A 19,969-nucleotide genomic window follows, 5' to 3' on the forward strand; every position below is an offset into this window, starting at 1 on the left:
ACGCGGATCCGTCCGGCCGGGCCGCACCCCGCCGGGTGTCACGCCCCGACCGGGTGCGGCGCACGCCGTCCCGGCGCGGGCCGGCCGGTTCAGCGCGTCTCGGGGCCCGCGAGGTGCCGGGCGATGACCATCCGCTGGATCTGGTTCGTGCCCTCGACGATCTGCAGGACCTTGGCCTCGCGCATGTAGCGTTCGACGGGGAAGTCCGCGGTGTAGCCGTAGCCGCCGAGGATCTGTACGGCGTCGGTGGTGACCCGCATCGCCGTGTCGGTGCAGTGCAGCTTGGCCATGGCCGCCCGCCCGGCGAACGGCCGGCCCGCGTCCCGCAGCCGCGCCGCCGCCAGGTACAGGGCGCGCCCCGCCTCGATCTGGGTCGCCATGTCGGCGAGCATGAACCGCAGGCCCTGGAAGTCGGCGATCGGCCTGCCGAACTGCCGCCGCTCGGCCGCGTACGCCACCGCCTCGTTCAGCGCCGCCTGCGCCAGGCCGATCGCGCAGGCCGCGATGCCCAGCCGCCCGGAGTCCAGCGCGGACAGCGCGATGGCGAAGCCCTGGCCCTCCTCGCCGATGCGCCGGCCGTCGGGGACCCGTACCCCGTCGAAGTGGACCTGGGCGGTGGGCGAGCCCTTCAGCCCCATCTTCTTCTCCGGCGCGGCGGCGCTCAGACCCTCGGCGTCGCCGGGCACCAGGAAGGCGGTGACGCCGCGCGGTCCCTCCTGTCCCGTCCGGGCCATGACGGTGTAGAAGTCGGCGACCCCGCCGTGCGTGATCCACGCCTTGGTGCCGGTGATCACCCAGTCGTCGCCGTCGCGCACGGCCCTGGTGCGCAGGGAGGCGGCGTCCGACCCGGAGGACGGCTCGGAGAGGCAGTACGCCCCGAGCAGGCCGCCGCCGAGCATCGCGGGCAGGTGCTCGGCGCGCTGCTCCTTGGTGCCGTGAGCGGCGAGCGCGTAGGAGGCCAGGGTGTGCACGCTGGCGCCGAGCCCGACGGTGAGGCGGGCCGCGGCGAGTTCCTCGAGGACCTGGAGGTAGACCTCGTACGGCTGGTCGCCGCCGCCGTACTCGGAGTCGTACGGCAGGCCGAGCAGGCCGGAGTCGGAGAGCAGGGAGAAGACCTCGCGCGGGAAGCGCCCGGCGTCCTCCTCCTCGGCCGCCTTCGGGACGATCTCGTGCTGCGCGATGTCGCGGACGAGCGAGATCAGGTCCCGGGCCTCGTCCGTGGGCAGTTGTCGGTCCACCGGCTGCGGGGCGCGGTCGGGCATGGCGACGCTCTCCTCCCTGTCGGGCACATCGGCGGACGTGCGCCCTGGGTGGAGGCGGCGCCGCCGGGTCGTTCCGGTGCCTGCCGATGCTCGCACTCCCGGGTCACGGAAGCTGCTGGCCAGCGGCTGTGCGCTGTGAGTATGCCCGATCGGACGCGCCGCGTCACCGGTTAACGACCGCTTGCTTCAGGAATTCCGGCGGGCGCCGGAAACCGGGCCGGACGGCCCCAAAGGGAGGTCCGGAACCGGGTCGGCCCGCGCACCCAGGCGGCCGTCGCCGGGCTCCACGGCCGCGGCCGGACGGCGTCACCCGGTCGGTGCCCGGCGGCGCCGCGGCGGGCGCGTACGAGCAGGGCGCCGACGACCACGAGGCGCCCGGGACGGAGCCCGGCGGGCGGCACCGCCTGCGCCACGTGCGGCAGCCGCGGACGGAGCGACGACACCCCGGCGACCACCGCGACCGGGACGGCGACGGAGTCCTGGACGACGGCCGGGCAGCAGTCGCGCCTGGACCGGAAGCAGCAGTGGACCGGCCCTTCGGCGCCCGGCGGGGCGCCCACGGTACGGCGGGTCGGACGCGGGTCAGGTCACAGCAGGCCGAGCTGGGTCACGAACATCGCGATCACCACCACGAGGGCCCAGCCCATGACGTGCTCGAGGAGTTCGGGGCCGTCGCCCTCGGGGCCGCCGGTGCGGACGCGGGCGGTGGTGGCTGCGTGTGCGGTCATGGCTTCTCGCTGGTCTCGGACGTGCGGTGGACTCCCCCCGGCTGACGTCCACCTTGCCACCGCCGGCGGCCGGTGCGGCGGAGAGGTTGGTCACAGGCGGCGGCCCCGGACCGGCCCGGGGCCGCCGCGGGGCCGGTCAGCGCACGCCCACCGCGGCGAGCGCCGCCCGCCGGCGCGCACTCGGACGGGCCGGGAAGTACAGGTAGCAGACGCCTCCGGTGCCGGAGACGACCTTGCCGGAGGCGTTGTACCGCTTCGTCCTCAGCCAGATGTTCTCGAACTCGCGCCGCCGGTAGACGCGCCGCACGGCCCCGTTGTCCGGCGCGGCCGGATCGTTGGCGATCACGTCGCCGCCGGCCGTGAAGCCGATCACGGTCATCAGGTGGCCGGCGGTGCCGTACCCCGCCCCGGTCAGCTCCTCCTTCAGGAAGGACTGCGACGTGATGACCGGGATGCCGGCCGCGATCAGCCTCTCCACGTCGGTGAGGGAGCCGAGCCGGGTCACCACGCCCCGGAGGCCGTCGAAGGTCGCCGCGTAGGCGGCGTTGAACGGCCAGTTGCCGCAGCCGGCGTACTGGTGGTCGTACGTGTGCCGGGCGGCGTGGCACACCTGCGGGTCGGTGTACGACGGGTCGACCCAGGCGAGCTGTTCCGGGGTGAGGCGGCCGCCCCAGTACTCGACGACCATCTGCGAGGAGGTGGGGCTGCACCAGGCCTCGCCGCCGTTGTCGTACTCGGGGTACCGGCCCTTGTGGACCTCCTGCGAGTAGCGCGGGACGGGCAGCTCCTTCGCGAGGCCGGGGACGGACGCGGGGACCTCGAAGCGGTCCGGGACGTCCGAGCCCATGACGTCGGTCCGCCACACGGTGGGGGTGAGCCCGGTGCCCGGCCGGCGCAGGAGCGTCAGCCGCAGCCGGTACGACACCAGGCGCAGGCCGGTCGCCGGGTCGTCGACGGCGAGGGTGTCGGTCCAGACGGTGCTCCTGCCGTCGCTCTGGCCGTCGACCGAGGTGCGCCTGATGTCCCGGTCGCCGGCCGCCCAGCGGCCCATCACGTACCAGGGTGTCTCGGTGCCGTCGGAGTAGGCGCCCTTGAGCTCGGTCTGCAGCCAGGTGCCGTCCGGGGTGTGCGCGTTCCAGGAGGCGATCGCCTCCGTCGCGGGGACGGCGAGCCGGTGGACGGGAGAGGTCCAGGTCGCGTACTCCCAGGTGGAGGTCGTACCGGTGTGCGGGTCCGGGTAGTCGAGGGTGCCCGCCGGGGCGGCGATCACCAGGCCGGGCCGGGCGCCCGCGACGGCACGGGTGCCGCGCGCGGCGCCGGCCCGCCAGTCGCGGTACGTCGTCCAGGAGTGGTGGTCGACCGGGCGGGCCGGGGCCCGGCGGGTCCCGGCGCCGGCCGCCGGGGCCACGCTGCCCACGGTGGCTGCGGCGACGGCGACGGCGGCCAGGACCGTTCTGCGGGACGGCTGTTCGGCTCTGCTCATGGGCGGGAAGACCCCCAGGTGTCCGAAGTCGGGTCGGGTCCGTTGCACGGCTGTGCGCCCACTATGGACGCGGACGGCGGGTCCCGGAAGGACCCCGGCCCGCGCCGCGCCGACCGGCGCCGGTCCTCACCACCGGCGTGCGCCGGAGGCCGCCGCCCGCCAGCGCCGCGACCGGGCGGGCGCCGCCCGCCGGGGCACTAGAGTGCTCGGCGACAGCCGTCCGCCCTCCACCCCGGGACCAGCCATTCACGATCTCGCCGCCCGGCTTCGCCGGCTGCCCCCGTCCTGCGGCCCGGTCCGCCTGATCGGCGTCGACGGGCACGCCGGCTCCGGGAAGACCACGTTCGCCGGGCACCTGGCCGAGGCGCTCGGCGGGGCACCGGTGCTGCACCTCGACGACATCGCCAGCCACGACGCGCTCTTCGACTGGACCGGGCGGCTGCTGAGCCAGGTGATCGGGCCGCTCCGCCGCGGCGAGACCGCCCACTACACCCCCTACGACTGGCGCACCCGGCGCTTCGGCCCGCCCGTCCCGCTGCCGCCCGCCCCGGTGGTCCTCGTGGAGGGGGTCGGCGCGGGCCGCCGCGCGCTGCGCCCGCATCTGGCGCTGCTGCTGTGGATGGAGGTGGGGTGCGAGGAGGCGTGGGCGCGCGGGCGGTCGCGCGACGGCGAGGAGCAGCGGGAGTTCTGGGCCGGGTGGGTTCCGGCGGAGCGCCGGCACTTCCGCGGTGATCCCTCACGCCCCTTCGCCGACCTCCTGGTGCGGCGGGACGAACGGGGATACGAACTGGTCCGGGGCCCCCGGAAGATCATTGACCCGAACCATTCCCTCACACAGGGTGACGACTCGTCCGCAATGTGCTGAACCTGTGAAGACCCTTGCGGTCGACTTCCCGGAGTGTCCCAACTCGGCTTGACCAAGGGGCCGTACAGGACTTACGTTCTCAATGTGCGGCCATTCGCAGCCGCCGCCATACGCGAAGCCCCCGGTTGTTCCCCCGTGACCGGGGGCTTCGTTCTGCCCTCCGCGACCCCGCCGAGCGCCGAGCGGCGCGATCCGCTCACCCTCGGTCACCGCCGCGGGCCCGTCCGGCCGCTCCCACCTCGCCGAACGGCCGGGACGGCACCCTTCGGCGCCGGCACCGCCGCAGGTACGATGCCCTCGGTGCGACCTACGGACGGCTGCTTCGCGCACCTTGCAACTCCGGTCCGCGGCACAGCGGTTCGACCAGGGCGGCCGGCGGGCGACGGCCCGGCGGCATACCGACGGGGGCACGGTTTGTGGGGGACGTGATGGACTTCGGCACGCAGGGCCCGCAGGCCCCGGCCGACCTCGCCTGGCTGCGAGGTGTGGACGCCTACACCATGGGCGCCTATCCACAGGCGGAGGAGGAGTTCCGGACCGCCGTGCGGATGGACCCCGGAATGGCCGACGGCTGGCTCGGGCTGCACGCGCTGCGCGTCGACACGACGACCGCGCTGCTGAAGATGTTCCGCCACCGGGACCGCTTCGGCGAACAGCGCGCCCGGCACCGCCGCACCCTCAATTCCTGGTACTGGCTGGGCTGGTGGGTGCAGCCCGTGCTGGAGACCCCGCGCGACCTGCTGCTGGCGCACGCCTCCCACTGGCTGGACGGCCGCCACGTCCCGGAGCTGGACCAGGCCCTGGCCGGACTGCCGCCCGTGGACACCGACCCCCAGGTCCGCTTCCTGCACGCCTGCCGCGCCTACCTCGTCAAGGACTGGGAGCAGCTCGTGCGGCACACCGACCCGCTGCTGGACGACCCGCTGCTCGGCATCGAGGCGGGCCTGTTCGGCGGCATGGCCCGGGTCCGCCTGGAGATGTACGGGCAGGCCGAGCCGCTGCTGTCCGCCGCGCTGATGCGCTGCCGCAGCGAGCAGCCGCAGCGCAAGGAGCTGCGCTACTGGCTGGCCCGCGCCCACGAGGGGACGGGCCGCAGTGCCGCCGCGCTGCCGCTGTACCGGGCCGTGCACCGCGTCGACCCGGCGTTCATGGACACCTCGGCCCGGCTCGCGGCGATCGCCGAGGGCGACGGGTACGACGACGGGTCCGACCTCGCGTCGCTCACGCTCACCGGTACCGGCCCGGACGCCGTGGACGGCCCCGACGGGCTGGACCCGCTCTTCGGCGCCGAGGAACGCGACCTGAAGCTGTCCGACCCCGAGCCGCCGGCCGGCCCTGTGCCGTCGGTGCCGGGTCCCGCGGTGCGGGAGAAGACGGCCGCCCCCGCCCCGTCGCTGCCGGCCGGCCCCACCGACCCCGCCCTGCTGGAGGAGGCGCTCGCCGAACTGGAGCGCATGGTGGGCCTGGAGCCCGTCAAGCGCCAGGTCAAAGCGCTGTCGGCGCAGCTGAACATGGCCCGGCTGCGGGCCGGGCAGGGCCTGCCCGTCCAGCCGCCGAAACGCCACTTCGTCTTCTCCGGCCCGTCCGGCACCGGCAAGACCACGGTGGCCCGCATCCTGGGCCGCGTCTTCTACGCCCTCGGCCTGCTCGGCGGCGACCACCTGGTGGAGGCGCAGCGGGCCGACCTGGTCGGCGAGTACCTGGGCCAGACGGCCGTGAAGGCCAACGAACTGATCGACTCCGCGCTCGGCGGGGTCCTCTTCGTCGACGAGGCCTACTCCCTGTCCAACTCCGGCTACGGCAAGGGCGACGCCTACGGCGACGAGGCGCTGCAGGTGCTGCTGAAGCGGGCGGAGGACAACCGCGACCACCTCGTGGTGATCCTGGCCGGCTACCCGGAGGGCATGGACCGGCTGCTGGCCGCCAATCCGGGCCTGTCCTCCCGCTTCACGACCCGCGTCGACTTCCCCTCCTACCGGCCTCCGGAGCTCACCGAGATCGGCAAGGTCCTCGCCGCGGAGAACGGTGACGCGTGGGACGAGGAGGCCCTCGACGAACTGCGCTCGATCGCCGGGCACGTGGTCGACCAGGGGTGGATCGACGAGCTGGGCAACGGGCGGTTCCTGCGGACCCTGTACGAGAAGAGCTGCGCGTACCGGGACCTCAGGCTGTCGTCGTACCCGGGGCCGCTGACGCGGGAGGACCTGGCGACGCTGCGGCTGCCGGACCTGATGCAGGCCTACGGGGAGGTCCTGTCGGGGCGGGGGCCGCAGGACCCGCCGGGGCTGTAGCGCCGGCGGGCCCCGCGGCCGGCGTCAGCCCGCCAGGGCCTGCTCCGGCTCACCGCTCGCCCGCGGCTCGGTCACCCTCACCTCCGGGACCTCCCGGTGCGCCGGGTCCCGCACCTCGCCCACCAGCAGCTCCAGCACGTCCTCCAGCGCGACCAGGCCGAGCACCCGCCCGGACGCGTCGGCGACCTGCGCCAGGTGCGTCGCCGCGCGCCGCATCACCGTCAGGGCGTCGTCCAGCGGCAGCTTCGGCCGCAGCGTCGTCATGGGCCGCCACAGCCGCTGCGGCACGGCCCGGTCGGACTCCTCCAGGTCGAGCACGTCCTTCACGTGCAGGTATCCCATGAAGGCGCCGTTGTCCGCGGCGACCGGGAAGCGGGAGTACCCGGTGCGGGCGGTGAGGTCGACGATCTGCCCCGGGGTGACCGACGGCGGGACCGTCACCAGCGACTCGCGCTTCAGCAGCACGTCGGTGACCGGGCGGGAGCCCAGCTCCAGGGCGTCCTCCAGGCGCTCCTGCTCCTCCGGGTCGAGGAGGCCGGCCTGGCCGGAGTCCTCCACCAACCGGTTGAGCTGCTCGCTGGTGAAGACCGCCTCGACCTCGTCCTTCGGTTCGACGCGGAACAGCCGCAGGACGCCCTGGGCGACGGCGCCGAGTGCCACGGTGACCGGCCGGCACAGCCGGGCGAAGGCGACCAGGCCGGGGCTGAGCCACAGCGCGGCCTTCTCCGGCGCGGCCATCGCCAGGTTCTTCGGGACCATCTCGCCGATCACGAGGTGGAAGAAGACCACGGCGGCCAGCGCGATGACGTACCCGAGCGGGTGGATCATGCCGTGCGGCAGGTGGATCCACACGAAGACCGGCTCCAGCAGCCGGGCGACCGTCGGCTCGGCGACCGCGCCCAGGGTCAGCGAGCAGACCGTGATGCCGAACTGGGCCGCGGCCATCATCTGGGGCAGCCGCTCCAGGCCGTACAGCACCTGGCGGGCCCGGGCGGTGCCGAGCGGTTCGATCTGGCTGCGGCGCACCGAGACCAGCGCGAACTCGGCGCCGACGAAGAAGCCGTTGGCGAGCACGAGCAGCGCGGCGAACAGCAGTTGGAGCACGCTCATCGGGCCGCCTCCAGGTCGTCCGCGGCCTCCTCGGCGGGCGCCGCCGGGGCCGTCCGCACCAGCCGTACCCGCTCGGCGCGGTAGTGCCCCACCCGGCGTACGGACAGCCGCCAGCCGGGCAGCTCCGCCCGGTCGCCGACGGCCGGGATCCGGCCGAGCAGGTCGGCGACCAGGCCGGCGACGGTCTCGTACGGCCCCTCGGGCACGTCGAGGCCGATGCGCCGCAGGATGTCGACGCGGCAGCCGCCGTCGGCGTCCCAGGCGGGACGGCCGTCCTCCGGCGGGGCGGGGGCGAGTTCGGGCAGGTCCTGGCCGTCGTGCTCGTCGCGGACCTCGCCGACGATCTCCTCGACGATGTCCTCCAGGGTGACGACGCCGGCCGTGCCGCCGTACTCGTCGACGACGACGGCGATGGGCTGCTCGCTGCGCAGGCGGGTGAGCAGCGGCCGTACCGGCAGGGTCTCGGGGACGAGCAGCGCGGGCCGGGCGATGCGGCCGACGGGGGTGCGCAGCCGGTCCTGCGCGGGCACCGCGAGGGCGTCCTTGAGGTGGACCATGCCGACGACCTCGTCGATCCTCTCCCGGTAGACCGGGAAGCGGGACAGGCCGGTGGCGCGGGTCAGGTTGACCACGTCCTCGGCGGTCGCGGACGACTGCAGCGCGCTCACCTTCACGCGCGGCGTCATGACGTGCTGCGCGGTGAGCTCGCCCAGCGACAGGGTCCGCACGAAGAGGTCCGCGGTGTCCTGTTCCAGGGCGCCGGCCTGGGCGGAGTGCCGGGCCAGGGAGACGAGTTCGCCGGGGGTGCGGGCGGAGGCCAGCTCCTCGGTGGGTTCGACGCCCAGAGCCCGTACGAGGCGGTTGGCGACCGCGTTCAGCCCGGCGATCACCGGGCGGAACAGGCGGGCGAAGAGGTGCTGCGGGCCGGCGACGAAGCGCGCGACCTGCATCGGCCGGGACACCGCCCAGTTCTTCGGCACGAGTTCGCCGATCACCATCTGCACGGCCGAGGCCAGCAGCATGCCGACGATCACGGCCACGCCGTGCACCGCGCCCTCGGGGACGCCGACGGCGGTGAACGGGCCGCCGAGCAGGTCGGCGAGGGCCGGTTCGGCGAGCATGCCGACGACCAGGGAGGTGATGGTGATGCCGAGCTGGGTGCCGGAGAGCTGGAAGGACAGCTCCTTGAGCGACTCGACGACCCGGCGGGCGCGTCGGTCGCCCTCCGCGGCGGCCTTCTCGGCGTCCGTGGCCTCGACGGTCACGAGGCCGAACTCGGCCGCGACGAAGAATCCGTTGGCGAGGATCAGCAGGAACGCGGCTGTCAGGAGCAGTAGGGGGGTGGTCATGATGCCGCCGCCCGAGCACGCTCGCGGACGCGGTCCGCGCTATGTCGGCAGGGGGCGGCGCAGGTACTACAGGACGATCCGTCCATCGCCGGAGGGAGTCACTCCTCGGGTAGCAGGAACCCCTGTGTCCCGGGCGGAACGACAGGGGCGGAGGCGCGACGTCCGCGCCTCCGCCAACAGATTAATCAAGACAGGGCCGACTGTGGCAGGGCGGACGGCCCCGAAAGGGCTCCCGGGACGGTCCCGGGGCCTGCCGCGGCTTCCCCGTCAGCCCTGGTGCGGCCCGGGGTCCGCCGTGGCGCGGGCCTCGGCGAGCGCGCGCAGGGCCCGGGCGTCGGCGATGGCCCGCTGCTTGGCGATGCCCGGCTGGATGCCGAGCGCGGGCAGGCTGGTGCCGTCGCTGAGGTCGAGGAAGACCCAGGGGTCGCCGGGCCGGAGATTCACCCGGACGATCTCGGCCCATTCCAGGCGGCGCCGGGAAGCGAGGTTGACGACGGTGACGCCGGAGTCGTCGGCGACGATCTTCGGCCGGGCCAGCACGAGCAGCACGCCGTCCAGCAGGAGCGCCGTGACGACGAAGCTGAGCCGCTCCGCCGGGCTGAGTCCCTTCAGCAGCATCGCCACCGTCGTGATGACCACGAATATGGCGATCGCGGCGCCGAGCAGGACCGCGCGGGTGCGGCCGGGCCGGAAGGTGACGGGCAGGGTGGGCAGATCGGACATCGGTGTCTCTCAGACCGTGGCTGTGGGCGTCCCTCAGAGACGGCAGGCGTGGATGGCCGTGGTCAGGATGGCCCGGGCGCCGATCTCGTACAGGTCGTCCATGATCCGCTGGGCCTCCTTGGCCGGGACCATCGCCCGGACGGCGACCCAGCCCTCGTTGTGCAGCGGGGAGACGGTGGGGGACTCCAGGCCCGGGGTGAGGGCGACGGCCTTCTCCAGCTGCTCGACGCGGCAGTCGTAGTCCATCATCACGTACGTCCGGGCCACCAGGACGCCCTGGAGGCGGCGCAGGAACTGCTGCACCTTCGACTCGGTGGTCTCCTCGCCGTCCGCGCCGGTGCGGCGGATCACGACGGCCTCGGACTTCATGATCGGCTCGCCGATGACCTCCAGGCCCGCGTTGCGCAGCGAGGTGCCGGTCTCGACGACGTCGGCGATGACCTCGGCGACGCCGAGCTCGATGGCGGTCTCGACGGCGCCGTCGAGGTGGACGACGGAGGCGTCGATGCCGTGGTCGGCGAGATGCTTGGCGACGATGCCCTCGTAGGAGGTGGCGACCGTCATGCCGGTCAGGTCCTCGACGCCGTTCGCCGTGCCCGGCTTGGTGGCGTAGCGGAAGGTGGAGCGGGCGAAGCCGAGGGGGAGGATCTCCTCGGCGTCGGCGCCGGAGTCGATCAGCAGGTCGCGGCCGGTGATGCCGATGTCGAGGCGGCCGGAGGAGACGTAGATCGCGATGTCGCGGGGGCGGAGGTAGAAGAACTCCACCTCGTTCTCCGGGTCGACGATGCGCAGTTCCTTGGACTCGCGGCGCTGCTGGTAGCCGGCCTCATGCAGCATCTCCGCCGCAGGGCCGGACAGTGAACCCTTGTTGGGGACGGCGATGCGCAGCATGAGGTCGGCTTCCTTTGCGTGGAGGGGTGTGGTTCCGAAAGCTGGTTCTACAGGTGGGCGTAGACGTCGTCGAGGGTGATGCCGCGGGCGACCATCATCACCTGGACGTGGTACAGCAGCTGCGAGATCTCCTCGGCGGCCGCCTCCTTGCCCTCGTACTCGGCGGCCATCCAGACCTCGGCGGCCTCCTCGACGACCTTCTTGCCGATGGCATGGACGCCCTTGCCCACCAGTTCGGCGGTGCGGGAGGTGGCGGGGTCGCCGTGGGCGGCCTTGTGCTGGAGCTCGGTGAAGAGCTCCTCGAACGTCTTCTTGGACATGGTGGTCCCACCCTACGCGGTGCGCGGCACTCCCTAGCGCCAGGGTTCGGATACCGAGCGCAGGGTCGCCGCGGTCGCCACCGCCGCCGTCACGGCCTCGTGCCCCTTGTCCTCGCTGGAGCCGGGCAGGCCCGCCCGGTCGAGGGCCTGTTCCTCGGTGTCGCAGGTCAGCACGCCGAAGCCGACGGGGACCCCGGTGTCGACACAGACCTGGACGAGGCCCTGCGTCACGCCCTGGCACACATAGTCGAAGTGGGGGGTGCCGCCGCGGATGACGACGCCGAGGGCGACGATCGCGTCGTAGCCGCGGCCGGCGAGGACCTTGGCGACCACCGGCAGCTCGAAGCTGCCGGGGACCCGCAGCAGGGTCGGCTCGTCGATGCCCAGTTCGCGCAGGGCGCGCAGGGCGCCGTCCACCAGACCGTCCATCACCTTCTCGTGCCACTGGGCCGCGACGACGGCGACCCTGAGGTCACCCACATTGCGGACGGACAGTTCCGGTGCACCCTTGCCGCTCACGTCTCTCCTCGGTGTCGCTGTTACTGGTTGCCGCAGGTGGACACCGGGGACGGGTCCAGCCAGGGCAGGTCGTGGCCCATCCGGTCCCGCTTGGTGCGCAGGTACCGGAGGTTGTGTTCGCCCGCCTGTACGGGCATCGGCTCGCGGCCGGTGACCTCGATGCCGTGGCGGAGAAGCGCCTCGGACTTGTCGGGGTTGTTGGTCATCAGGCGCACGCTGCGCACGCCGAGGTCGCGGAGCATCTGCGCGCCGGCGCCGTAGTCGCGGGCGTCCGCGGGCAGGCCGAGTTCCAGGTTGGCGTCGAGGGTGTCCCGGCCGCGCTCCTGGAGCTCGTACGCCCGCAGCTTGGACACCAGGCCGATGCCGCGGCCCTCGTGGCCGCGCAGGTAGACCACCACGCCCCGGCCCTCGGCCTGGATGCGGGCGAGGGAGGCGTCCAGCTGGGGTCCGCAGTCGCAGCGCTGGGAGCCGAAGACGTCGCCGGTGAGGCACTCGGAGTGGACGCGGACCAGGACGTCCTCGCCGTCGCCGAGCTCGCCGTGCACGAGGGCGACGTGCTCGACGCCGTCGACGGTGGAGCGGTAGCCGTACGCCGTGAAGGTGCCGTGGGCGGTGGGCAGGTGCACCTCGGCCTCGCGGCGGACGGTGGGCTCGGCGCTGCGGCGGTAGGCGATCAGGTCCTCGATGGAGATGATCGTCAGACCGTGCTTGCGGGCGAAGGGGATCAGCTCGGGCAGGCGCAGCATCCGGCCGTCCTCGCCGGCTATCTCCACGATCGCGCCGGCCGGGCGCAGTCCGGCGAGGCGGGCGAGGTCGACGGCGGCCTCGGTGTGGCCGTTGCGCGCCAGCACCCCGCCGGGCCTGGCGCGCAGCGGGAAGACGTGGCCGGGGCGGACCAGGTCGGAGGGCTCGGCGGCGCCGCTCGCCAGGAGCCGGAGGGTGGTGGCGCGGTCGGCGGCGGAGATGCCGGTGGTCACCCCGTGGGCGGGGGAGGCGTCCACGGAGACGGTGAACGCGGTCCGCATGGACTCGGTGTTGTCCTCGACCATCTGCGGCAGCCGCAGCCGGTCGAGTTCCCCGCCCTCCATGGGGGCGCAGATCAGGCCGCGGCACTCGCTCATCATGAAGGCGACGATCTCCTCGGTCGCCTTCTCGGCGGCGATGACGAGGTCGCCCTCGTTCTCCCGGTTCTCGTCGTCGACGACCACGACGGGGCGGCCGGCGGCGATGTCGGCGACGGCCTGTTCGACGGGGTCGAGCGCGAAGTCCTCGATGCCGTCGGTGCCGTACAGGGCGGGGGCCGTGCTCATGCGGGCGCTCCTTCCGGGACGGGCCGCGCGGCCTTGCGGGAGCGCAGCCACCAGTCGCGCAGGCCCCACAGGACGAGCGCGCCGTAGATGACGTAGACGAAGCCGGAGAAGGCGTAGCCGTTGGCGAAGTTGAGGGGCACGCCGACCAGGTCGACGAGCAGCCAGGCGAACCAGAACTCGACCATGCCGCGGGCCTGGGCGTACATGGCGACGACGGTGCCGACGAAGATGTAGGCGTCGGGCCAGGGGTCCCAGGACAGGGCGGGGTAGGCCGTGAAGAGCAGGGCGACGGCGACCGTGCCCGCCGCCGCGGCGGCGGCCATGGCCGCGCGCTCGCGCCAGGTGGCGAACCGCACGGAGATGTGGCCGTCGTCGGCCCGGCCCCTGCCGCGGTTCCACTGCCACCAGCCGTACAGCGCGACGGCCATGACGACGACCTGCTTGCCGGCGCTGCCGGTCAGGTGGCCGAAGAAGGCGCCGAAGAGGACGAGGCCGGCCAGGAACTGCACGGGCCAGGTCCACAGGGAGCGCCGCCAGCCGAGGGCGAGGGCGAGCAGGCCGAAGACGTTGCCGACCATGTCGGACCAGAGGATGCGCTGGCCGAAGAGGGCGAACGCCTCGTGGTTGAGCCAGTTCACCGGGCCGCCCCCTGACCGGTCGTCAGCAGCCGCTCCACGTACTTGGCGATGACGTCCACCTCCAGGTTGACCGGGTCGCCGGGCTGCTTCAGGCCGAGCGTGGTCAGGGCGAGGGTGGTGGGGATGAGGCTGACGGTGAAGTGGTCGTGTCCGGCCTCGACGACGGTTAGGCTGATGCCGTCGACGGTGACGGAGCCCTTCTCGACGACGTAGCGCGCGAGGTCCGCGGGGAGGGAGATCCGCACGATCTCCCAGTGCTCGGACGGCGTGCGCTCCAGGATCTCGCCGGTGCCGTCGACGTGGCCCTGCACGATGTGCCCGCCGAGGCGCCCGCCCACGGCGGTGGGGCGTTCGAGGTTGACGCGGGAGCCGACGGCGAGGGCGCCCAGGCTGGAGCGGTTCAGGGTCTCGGCCATCACGTCGGCGGTGAACTCGTCGCCCTCGTGGTCCACGACGGTGAGGCAGACGCCGTTGACGGCGATGGAGTCGCCGTGCTTCGCGCCCTGGGTGACGACGGGGCCGCGCAGCCGGAAGCGACAGGCGTCGCCGAGGTCCTCGACGGCGGTGACCTCGCCCAGCTCTTCGACGATTCCGGTGAACACTTCCCGGGTCCTCCTGCCTCTTCGGGCACGGACTCCGGGGCTGCCGACGACGGCAGAGGACACGGGCGGAAAGCACCGGGGGCGACGCCGGAGGGAGTCCGCCCCTGGGGCGGACCGCTTCGGCGGCGCGCACGCAGGCCCGCCCGCCGCGCACTGCCTCCCATCCGGACTTTAACCGTCGGTCCAGGAATTTCACCTGGTCAACCGGCCGCTGGAGGCGGCCGGGTCGCGGACTGTAACCGCCGGTTCGGACTTTCACCGACCCCGGAGTGCGCTGCTGTAGGTACAGGGCCAGTGTGCCACGCCCGGTCGGGGTCCAGACGGGTGACGGCTGTGGGGTGCCTCACAGGCCGGGCCGGAAGGCTTCCGTCCGGGGCCGCGCCCGCCCCGGCCTCCGCCCGCGGGGCCGCCTCGGCGCGGGCCGCGCCTATTGACGTAATGGTCTAGTCCTTTTAGGGTCCGGCTGGGCGCGGACATCCGGGGTCCGGCCGCACACGGACCGGCCCGGCGGCGGTGACGACGGCCCTTGCCCGCCGCCGGGCCTCCAGCCCTGCCGCGCCGCCCCGGGCGCTCCCCGCCTCCGGGCGCCGCGGGGCGGGCCGGTCGCCGGGGTGCGGTCCGCGCGGGATCCGGACAGGCTGCGGTGCGTGAGCCGTCAGCCGCTCCGCGCGCAGATCCGTCACATCCCGCGGCGTCTGTTCGGTCTCAGTGGGCGAGGGGTGCTCCGCCCGGGAGCGCCCGCATACGGAAGGGACCGGACAGCGATGACCACGATCCTGGTGACCGGCGGCACCGGAACGCTCGGCCGGCTCGTCACCGAGCGGCTGCGGGCGGCCGGGCACGAGGTGCGGGTGCTCAGCCGGCACACCCCGCCGTACGCCGTCGATCTGCGCGAGGGCGGCAGCGGGCTGGACGCGGCCGTCGCGGGCGTGGACACGGTCGTGCACTGCGCGAGCTCGCCGCGCGGCGGTGACGAGCAGGCGGCCGGGCAGCTGATCGCGGCGGCGCGGCGGGCCGGGGTGCGGCATCTGGTCCACGTCTCGATCGTCGGCGTCGACCGGGTGCCGCTCGGCTACTACCGGAGCAAGCTGGCCGTGGAGCGGCTGGTCGAGCGGTCGGGGCTGGGCTGGACGGTGCTGCGGGCGACGCAGTTCCACGAGCTGCTGGCACGGCTGTTCCAGACGCTGGCCGCACCGCCGCTCATGCTGGTGCCGGCCGGGGTGAGCGACCAGCCGGTCGCGGCGGCCGAGGTCGCGGACCGGCTCGCCGAGCTGGCCGCGGGCGCGCCGGCGGGGCGGGTCGGGGACCTGGCCGGGCCCGAGGTGCGCACGCTCGACTCGCTGGCCCGCGCGTTCCTGCGGGCGACGGGCCGGCGCCGGGCGGTGGTGGGCGTGCCGCTGGCGGGGAGGGCGTACCGCGGGTTCCGGTCGGGCGGGCACCTGGCGCCGGAGCAGGCCGTCGGCAGGACCACGTTCGAGGAGTACCTGGCGGTGCGGCGGGGGTGAGCAGGCGCGGGCGGGGCCGGATCCGCCCGCGGGGACGCCGCCGCCCGGGGCCGCGGCGGCGCGCCGCCGGCTACCGCCCCGTCGGCGCGAACAGCTCGTCCTGCGCCCGGTCCCGCGCCGTCAGCAGCGCTCCGCGCAGTACCGCGCCCCCGCCCAGGGCGCTGGACCGCACCTCGGTGCCCAGGGGCGACATCCGGGCGAGGCGGTCCTGTACGCGGGCGGCGAACGCGTCGCCGCCCGCGCGGCCGATCTCGCCGGCCAGCACCAGGCAGCCGGGGTCCAGCACGGCGACGGCGGCGGCGGCGCCGAGCGCGACCCGGCCGGCGAGGGCGTCCAGGAAACGCGCGGCGGCGGCGTCCGTGCCGGAGCGCTCGACCGCCGCCCGCACCAGCGCCGCGGCGTGCGGTTCGTGCGGGGGGACGGGGGCCGCCACCCCGTGCCGGGCCGCGAGGCCGGCGACCGCCCGCGCGCCGACGAGCGAGTGGAAGCCGCCGTCGCAGTCGGTGGCCGACGGCAGCCCCGCCGTCCCCGGTACCGGCAGGAAGCCGATCTCGCCCGCGCCCCCGGAGGCCCCGCGCCGCAGGGCGCCGTCGAGGACGACGGCGGCGCCGACGCCGAGGCCCAGCCACAGCAGCACGAAGGTGTCCCGGTCCCGGGCGGCCCCGTCGCGCTGTTCGGCGAGGGCGGCGAGGTTGGTCTCGTTCTCGACGCTGACCCGGGCGTCGGGGAACCGCTCCTGCAGCGCGGCCACCAGCCGCCGGTGCCACGCGGGCAGGCCCGTGGAGTCGCGCAGCTCGCCGCCGGCCGGGTCGATCAGCCCGGGCGCCCCGATGCCGACGGTGTGCAGCCGGTCGGCGCCTGCCTCCTTGGCGGTGTGTTCGACCAGCGCCACCGCCTGCTCCGCGGCGGGTCCCGTCCCCGCGTCGCCGCCGATCGGCGCGGACGCCTCCGCGAGCACCCGGCCGAGCAGGTCGGACACGATCACGGAGACGCTCTCGGTCCGCACGTCCAGCGCGGCCAGATGGGCCCGGTCGGCGACGATCCCGTACAGCCTGGCGTTGGGCCCGCGGCGCTGCTCGCCCGACTCCCCCACCACCGCGATCAGACCGGAGGCGGTGAGGCGTTCGACGAGGTCGGCGACGGTCGGCCGGGACAGGCCGGTCAGCTGCTTCAGCTGTCCTGCCGTCAACGGGCCCTCCTGCTGGAGCAGACGCAGGGCGAGCCGGTCGTTGATGGCCCGGGCGGTGCTCGGGGATGCGGGCATGCCGGGATCCTCCCAGATGGACGGGGCCGCGAGGGGTGGGCGCCGACGCCCCCGGAGGGCGGGGCCGCCGGCGCGCGGCGGGCCCCGGGGGCGGCGCCCCCGCGTCCGTCGGCGCCCCGCGCCGTCGGCGGTCCCGCGACCGGCGCCCTCTATTTATCAGGCAGGGTTCCTGATAGTTTACGCCGGGCACATGGGAGTGTGGATCCGGGAGGGACCCGAGAATGAGTGCAGTGGTCTACGGGCAACGCGAGGTGCGGCGGGCCCGGTACGCGGTGGCCGCCGTCTTCGCCGTGCACGGCGCCGTCACCGGCTCGTTCGCGACCCGCGTGCCGTGGATCCAGGACCACGCCGGCGTCAGCGCGGGCCAGCTGGGCCTGGCCCTCGCCTTCCCGGCGCTCGGCGCCTCCGTCGCGATGCCGCTCGCGGGGGGCATCAGCCACCGCTTCGGCGCCCGGACCGCCCTGCGCGGACTGATGGCGCTGTGGACGCTCGCCCTGGTCCTGCCCTCCCTCGCCCCCGACCTGCTCACCCTGTGCCTGGCCCTGTTCACGTACGGGGCGACGGCCGGCATGGCCGACGTGGCGATGAACGCGCTCGGCGTGGAGGTCGAGAACCGCATCGGCCGGTCGATCATGTCCGGCCTGCACGGCATGTGGAGCGTGGGCGCCCTGGTCGGCTCCGCGGCCGGCACCCTCGCCGCCCACCTGGGCGCGGACGCCCGGCTGCACCACCTCCTGGCCGCCGCGGTGCTGACGCTGCTGGGCCTGACGGCCTGCGCGTGGGTGCTCGACCTCCAGCCCGCCGAGGACGAGGAGCCGCCGCCCCGGTTCGCGCTGCCGCCCCGGTCGGCGCTGCTGATCGGCGCGGTCGGGTTCTGCGCGGTGTTCGCGGAGGGCGCGAGCCTGGACTGGTCGGCGGTCTACCTGGAGGACCACCTGGAGACCTCCGCCGGTCTGGCGGCGGCGTGCACGACCGGCTTCACCCTCACCATGGCCGTGGCCCGGATCGCGGGCGACAAGGTGGTGGACCGCTTCGGCTCGGTGCGCACGGTCCGGGTCAGCGGCGTCCTGGCCGCCCTGGGCGGGCTGCTCGTCGTGGCCGCGGGCCACCCGGCGGCGGCGATGGCCGGGTTCGCGCTGATGGGGCTCGGCATCGCCGTCGTCGTCCCGCTGTGCTTCGCCGCGGCCGGCCGCAGCGGCCCCAACCCCAGCCAGGCCATCGCGGGCGTGGCGACCATCACGTACACCTCCGGCCTGGTCGCCCCGAGCGCGATCGGCGGGCTGGCGCAGGCGACCAGCCTGGTGGTGTCGTTCGGCCTGGTGACGTTCCTGGCGTGCGGCCTGGCGGTCTTCGCGGGCGTGCTGCGCGGCAGCGACCACGACCGGCCGAAGGTCGGTCGCCCGGACGCGGCGGTGCCCGGCCCGCGGCCCTGAACCCCTCGCTCCACGGCGTCCGGGCGTCCAGCAGGACCAGGACCCGGGTGCCGTGGACGGCGCCGGGGACCGGCCGGCCGCAGGACGGCGGCGGGCGGGACTTCGACGGTCACGGGCCGCGCTCCCGGTCCCCACGGGACGCATGCCAGGCACACCGGGTGCACGGACGCCTCACCCCAAGCATCCGCTCAGATGTGCGAAGCACGTCCGGCCACCCCCGACAATGGTGTGGACAAGCTGTACGCACGACGAAAGCGACACCTGACATGGATCTCGGCGTCCGCTGGAAACTGCACGGTGACGGACGCACTCCGGCACCCGGCGCGGTGGTCCGCCCCGACGAGCGGCTCTCCTGGCCCCGCACCTTCGGCCTCGGCGCCCAGCACGTCGTGGCCATGTTCGGGGCGTCCTTCGTGGCCCCGGTGCTGATGGGCCTGGACCCCAACCTCGCGATCATGATGTCGGGCGTCGCGACCGCGGTCTTCCTGCTCGCCACCCGCGGGCGGGTGCCCAGCTACCTGGGCTGCTCGCTGTCCTTCGTCGGCGTCGCCGCGGTGATCCGCGCGCAGGGCGGGACGAGCGCGACGGTGACCGGCGCGGTCCTCGTCGTCGGCGTCGCCCTGTTCCTGGTCGGGCTGGCCGTGCAGCGGTTCGGGGCGCGGATCATCCACGCGGCGATGCCGCCGATCGTGACCGGCGCGGTCGTCATGCTGATCGGCTTCAACCTCGCCCCGGTGACCGCCTCCACGTACTGGCCGCAGGACCAGTGGACGGCCCTGCTGGTGATGCTGTTCACCGGTCTGGCCGTGGTCTGCCTGCGCGGTTTCTGGTCGCGCATCGCGATCTTCCTGGGGCTGGTCTTCGGGTACGGCGTCTCCTGGGCCTTCGACCGGGTCTTCGGCCGGATCCACTCGGTGGACGCGAGCGGCAAGGTCACCGACCACTGGCGGCTGGACTTCTCCGCCGTCGGCCGGGCGGACTGGATCGGCCTGCCGGACCTGCACGGCCCGTCCTTCGAGTGGTCGGCGATCCTGGTCGCGCTGCCGGTCGTGATCGCGCTGGTCGCCGAGAACGCCGGGCACGTCAAGGCGGTCGGCGAGATGACCGGCGACCCCCTCGACGACAAGCTCGGCACGGCGATCTCCGCCGACGGCGTCGGCTCGGTGCTGTCCACCGCGGTCGGCGGCCCGCCCACCACGACGTACTCCGAGAACATCGGCGTGATGGCCGCGACCCGGGTCTACTCGACCGCCGCCTACTGGGCCGCCGCCGCCTTCGCCCTGCTGTTCGGCCTGTGCCCGAAGTTCGGCGCGGTCGTCGCGGCGATCCCGGGCGGTGTCCTCGGCGGCATCACCGTCATCCTGTACGGCATGATCGGCCTGCTCGGCGCGCAGATCTGGATCAACGCCAAGGTGGACCTGCGCAATCCGCTCAACCTGGTCCCGGCCGCGGCGGGCATCATCATCGGCGTCGGCAACGTCAGCATGAAGTTCACCGACACCTTCGAACTGAGCGGCATCGCGCTGGGCACCCTGGTCGTCATCACCGGCTACCACGCGCTGCGCGCCTTCGCGCCCGCCCACCTCAAGACGCAGCAGCCGCTGCTGGACGAGGGCACCAGCTCCTACGACGAGACCGCTCAGCGCGCCAAGCCGTAGGCGTACGACGGCGCGAAC

The 19,969-nt window shown here is 74.3% G+C and carries 18 protein-coding genes and 1 riboswitch; of the genes, 5 read left to right on the forward strand and 13 right to left on the reverse strand.

Going from position 1 to position 19,969, the window contains the following annotated elements; genetic code table 11:
* Positions 1-89: 89 nt before the first annotated feature.
* The 3 genes from ACIBAI_RS26170 to ACIBAI_RS26180 form a co-directional block, all read right to left on the reverse strand.
* Positions 90-1,262, reverse strand: a complete 1,173-nt coding sequence (locus ACIBAI_RS26170) for an acyl-CoA dehydrogenase family protein (protein ID WP_399037952.1) — start codon at positions 1,260-1,262, stop codon at positions 90-92.
* Between the two features lie 587 nt (positions 1,263-1,849).
* Positions 1,850-1,990: an SCO1431 family membrane protein gene (locus tag ACIBAI_RS26175; protein WP_399037953.1), complete on the reverse strand. Its 141-nt coding sequence runs from the start codon at positions 1,988-1,990 to the stop codon at positions 1,850-1,852.
* A 136-nt stretch (positions 1,991-2,126) separates the two neighbouring features.
* Positions 2,127-3,473: a peptidase C39 family protein gene (locus ACIBAI_RS26180; RefSeq protein WP_399037955.1), complete on the reverse strand. Its 1,347-nt coding sequence runs from the start codon at positions 3,471-3,473 to the stop codon at positions 2,127-2,129.
* Positions 3,474-3,675: 202 nt separating this feature from the next.
* Here ACIBAI_RS26180 and ACIBAI_RS26185 point away from each other — a divergent pair, with 202 nt between their 5' ends.
* Positions 3,676-4,338, forward strand: a complete 663-nt coding sequence (locus ACIBAI_RS26185; protein WP_399037957.1) for a uridine kinase — start codon at positions 3,676-3,678, stop codon at positions 4,336-4,338.
* A gap of 428 nt (positions 4,339-4,766) precedes the next feature.
* A complete protein-coding gene (locus ACIBAI_RS26190; protein WP_399037959.1) occupies positions 4,767-6,629 on the forward strand; it encodes an AAA family ATPase in 1,863 nt (620 codons plus the stop codon).
* Between the two features lie 24 nt (positions 6,630-6,653).
* Here the strand turns inward: ACIBAI_RS26190 and ACIBAI_RS26195 are convergent, their stop codons facing one another.
* From ACIBAI_RS26195 to ACIBAI_RS26235, 9 genes are all read right to left on the reverse strand, one after another.
* Positions 6,654-7,739 (reverse strand): hemolysin family protein, encoded by a 1,086-nt coding sequence (locus tag ACIBAI_RS26195; RefSeq protein WP_344607266.1) that lies wholly within the window; start codon positions 7,737-7,739, stop codon positions 6,654-6,656.
* On the reverse strand, positions 7,736-9,088 hold the full coding sequence (locus ACIBAI_RS26200) for a hemolysin family protein (protein ID WP_399037961.1): 1,353 nt from the start codon (positions 9,086-9,088) through the stop codon (positions 7,736-7,738). The genes ACIBAI_RS26195 and ACIBAI_RS26200 overlap by 4 nt, the downstream gene beginning before the upstream one ends.
* A gap of 267 nt (positions 9,089-9,355) precedes the next feature.
* Positions 9,356-9,811, reverse strand: coding sequence for a PH domain-containing protein (locus ACIBAI_RS26205; RefSeq protein ID WP_399037963.1), 456 nt, complete (start codon positions 9,809-9,811; stop codon positions 9,356-9,358).
* Positions 9,812-9,844: 33 nt separating this feature from the next.
* On the reverse strand, positions 9,845-10,702 hold the full coding sequence (hisG, locus tag ACIBAI_RS26210; protein ID WP_399037965.1) for an ATP phosphoribosyltransferase: 858 nt from the start codon (positions 10,700-10,702) through the stop codon (positions 9,845-9,847).
* Positions 10,703-10,749: 47 nt separating this feature from the next.
* Positions 10,750-11,022, reverse strand: a complete 273-nt coding sequence (locus ACIBAI_RS26215; RefSeq protein ID WP_190059787.1) for a phosphoribosyl-ATP diphosphatase — start codon at positions 11,020-11,022, stop codon at positions 10,750-10,752.
* Between the two features lie 33 nt (positions 11,023-11,055).
* Entirely contained in the window at positions 11,056-11,541 is a 486-nt protein-coding gene (ribH, locus tag ACIBAI_RS26220) for a 6,7-dimethyl-8-ribityllumazine synthase (RefSeq protein WP_344607275.1), read from the reverse strand.
* A 20-nt stretch (positions 11,542-11,561) separates the two neighbouring features.
* Positions 11,562-12,851 carry a bifunctional 3,4-dihydroxy-2-butanone-4-phosphate synthase/GTP cyclohydrolase II gene (locus ACIBAI_RS26225; protein WP_399037967.1) on the reverse strand — a complete coding sequence of 430 codons (1,290 nt, stop codon included), beginning with the start codon at positions 12,849-12,851 and terminating at the stop codon, positions 11,562-11,564.
* Positions 12,848-13,489 carry a nicotinamide riboside transporter PnuC gene (locus tag ACIBAI_RS26230; protein ID WP_399037969.1) on the reverse strand — a complete coding sequence of 214 codons (642 nt, stop codon included), beginning with the start codon at positions 13,487-13,489 and terminating at the stop codon, positions 12,848-12,850. The genes ACIBAI_RS26225 and ACIBAI_RS26230 overlap by 4 nt, the downstream gene beginning before the upstream one ends.
* Positions 13,486-14,091, reverse strand: coding sequence for a riboflavin synthase (locus tag ACIBAI_RS26235; protein ID WP_399037971.1), 606 nt, complete (start codon positions 14,089-14,091; stop codon positions 13,486-13,488). Before ACIBAI_RS26235 ends, ACIBAI_RS26230 begins: the two co-directional genes overlap by 4 nt.
* A 146-nt stretch (positions 14,092-14,237) precedes the next feature.
* A riboswitch (FMN riboswitch) is annotated at positions 14,238-14,368 on the reverse strand.
* Positions 14,369-14,855: 487 nt separating this feature from the next.
* Between ACIBAI_RS26235 and ACIBAI_RS26240 the strand changes: the two genes are divergently transcribed.
* Entirely contained in the window at positions 14,856-15,596 is a 741-nt protein-coding gene (locus ACIBAI_RS26240; protein WP_399037972.1) for an SDR family oxidoreductase, read from the forward strand.
* Positions 15,597-15,666: 70 nt separating this feature from the next.
* On the opposite strand, the gene ACIBAI_RS26245 is transcribed toward ACIBAI_RS26240, so the two are convergent.
* Positions 15,667-16,860: an ROK family transcriptional regulator gene (locus ACIBAI_RS26245; protein ID WP_399037974.1), complete on the reverse strand. Its 1,194-nt coding sequence runs from the start codon at positions 16,858-16,860 to the stop codon at positions 15,667-15,669.
* Positions 16,861-17,081: 221 nt separating this feature from the next.
* Between ACIBAI_RS26245 and ACIBAI_RS26250 the strand changes: the two genes are divergently transcribed.
* Both ACIBAI_RS26250 and ACIBAI_RS26255 read left to right on the forward strand, forming a co-directional pair.
* Positions 17,082-18,293, forward strand: a complete 1,212-nt coding sequence (locus ACIBAI_RS26250; protein ID WP_399037976.1) for an MFS transporter — start codon at positions 17,082-17,084, stop codon at positions 18,291-18,293.
* A gap of 266 nt (positions 18,294-18,559) precedes the next feature.
* The gene (locus tag ACIBAI_RS26255) at positions 18,560-19,951 is read left to right on the forward strand and encodes a uracil-xanthine permease family protein (RefSeq protein WP_399037978.1); all 1,392 of its coding nucleotides are present in this window, start codon (positions 18,560-18,562) and stop codon (positions 19,949-19,951) included.
* The last annotated feature ends 18 nt before the right edge of the window (positions 19,952-19,969 follow it).

The sequence above is a fragment of the Streptomyces sp. NPDC051041 genome, from assembly GCF_044456065.1.
GTDB classification, from domain to species: Bacteria; Actinomycetota; Actinomycetes; order Streptomycetales; family Streptomycetaceae; genus Streptomyces; species Streptomyces glaucus.